The 2,013-nt window shown below is 57.6% G+C and carries 2 protein-coding genes; both read left to right on the plus strand.

Features of this window, described 5'->3' with window-relative positions:
* Window positions 1-352: 352 nt before the first annotated feature.
* Window positions 353-1,132: a type III pantothenate kinase gene (locus H6B10_RS14200; RefSeq protein ID WP_204652196.1), complete on the plus strand. Its 780-nt coding sequence runs from the start codon at window positions 353-355 to the stop codon at window positions 1,130-1,132.
* A 109-nt stretch (window positions 1,133-1,241) separates the two neighbouring features.
* The gene (locus H6B10_RS14205; RefSeq protein ID WP_204652197.1) at window positions 1,242-1,754 is read left to right on the plus strand and encodes an AAA family ATPase; all 513 of its coding nucleotides are present in this window, start codon (window positions 1,242-1,244) and stop codon (window positions 1,752-1,754) included.
* The last annotated feature ends 259 nt before the right edge of the window (window positions 1,755-2,013 follow it).

The following is a 2,013-nucleotide window of genomic DNA, read 5'->3' on the forward strand; positions in this document are numbered from 1 at the left end:
TTATTATATCTCGTGAAGTTCCGTTTGTCAAGAACTTTTTTGAGATTTTTTTGAAGTTTTTTCGTGAGCCGAAGCTCCCGAAAAGCCCTCAAAGGCTGTTGTTATGCGGTTTTCAGCGGCTTTCCGTGTCGCTCTCGCGCCGGACAGCTTGACTATAATACCACCGAGGAATCACTTTGTCAACACTTTTTTTCATTTTTTTCGACAAATTTTCAGGGTATTCTTTGGTTAAACCGTACAACGTCATTTTTGGGGATTTCCGCCTCCTTTTCCGGTACTGCCGGCGGCCCCTTGCAATTTCCTTCTTATTATAATAGTATAAAAGCATTCCTTACAGAAAAGAGGCACCGCCATGATCCTGGCTTTGAATATCGGTAACTCCAACATCACCTTCGGTTCCTACACCAAGGACGGCAAGCTGGTGTTTTCCTCCCGGCTGTTTGCAGACACTGCCCTGAGCAGCGACGAACTATTATATAAGATGGTCAACATGCTGGCTTTGTACGGGGCCGAACCCCAGGAGGTCACCGACGTGATCTTTTCCAGCGTGGTACCGGCGCTGACCCCCCGTATGCGGGAAGCCCTGCACAAGATGTGCGAAGCCCCCGTGATGGAAGTTGGCCCCGGCCTGAAAAGTGGGGTACGCATCCGGATGGACAACCCCGCCCAGCTGGGCGGCGAATTGCTGTGTGCGGTGGTGGGGGCCTTGCAGCGGCAGACCCCGCCGCTGGTGGTAGCCAACTTTGACACGGCCATCTCGATGCTGGCGGTGGATGCCGAAGGTTCCCTGGTGGGCGGCGCCATCCTGCCGGGACCGCAGCTTTCGCTGGCGGCACTGGTGAAAAACACCGCTCAACTGCCCCAGGTGGAACTGGACGCCAGACCCAAACGGATGCTGGGCGCCAACACGGCGGACTGCCTGCAAAGCGGCATGGTACACGGCACGGCGGCCATGGTGGACGGTATGGTGGAGAATTTCCGCGCCGCCCTGCACGCCCCCGAAGCCCCGGTGGTAGCCACCGGCACGCTGCCCCGCAGTGTGCGCACCGCCTGCCGGGCGGATATCGACTACCGGGAAACCCTGATTCTGGACGGTCTGTACACCATCTGGCAGCGCAACGCCCGCCGGTGATGCCCGCCCCTATACATTATATAGTAAGGCGTTTCTTTGGTTCCCTTTTGCACCTTCCCGCGGGAATGACCCCGCCTTACATTTTGCAACCATCCGCCGGGGGTATACCATGATTTATCTGATTGCCGGGGCCTCCCATACGGGCAAGACCCTGCTGGCCCAGCGGCTGCTGGAACGCCGCCACATTCCCTACCTGAGCCTGGACCACCTGAAAATGGGCCTGATCCGCAGCGGCACCATTGCCCTGTCCCCCACCCAGGACGAAGCCCTTACCGCCGTTGTGTGGCCCATCGCCCGGGAGATGATCCGCACCGCCCTGGAAAACCGCCAGTCCCTGATCGTGGAGGGGTGCTATATTCCCTACACCTGGCAGCAGGATTTTTCTCCCGAAGAACAGGCCCATATCCGCTACCTTTGCCTGATCATGAGCCGGGACTATCTGCTGCGGCATTTTGCCCGGGTGCGGCAGTACGCCAACGTGGTGGAACACCGCCTGGACGACAGCGACTTCACCCTGGATACGGCCCTGGCAGACAACGCCGAAACCCTGCGGCAGTGCCGGCTGCACGGGCTGCCCTACCGCCTGATCGATGAGGAATACCCCCTGGAGATAGATTGGTAATCGACCCCCCCCCACCCCCGGGCAAAAGGTTGGAGTTTCTTCGGTTCCTTCTTTGCAAAGACTTTTCCCTTCACCACTCCGGGAAGGTAAGTCATCGGTCTTGCAGATACCACCCATCCCCGGACAAAAGGTTGGAGTTTCTTCGGTTCCTTCTTTGCAAAGAAGGAACCGAAGAAACTCCAACCTTTTGTCCGGGAGTGGGAAGCATGCACAAGTTAGGTGCCTTGCCTTCCCGGGGTGGCGGTAGGAAATGCCTTTG

This window comes from Gemmiger formicilis (assembly GCF_016901605.1).
Taxonomy (GTDB): domain Bacteria; phylum Bacillota; class Clostridia; order Oscillospirales; family Ruminococcaceae; genus Gemmiger; species Gemmiger formicilis_B.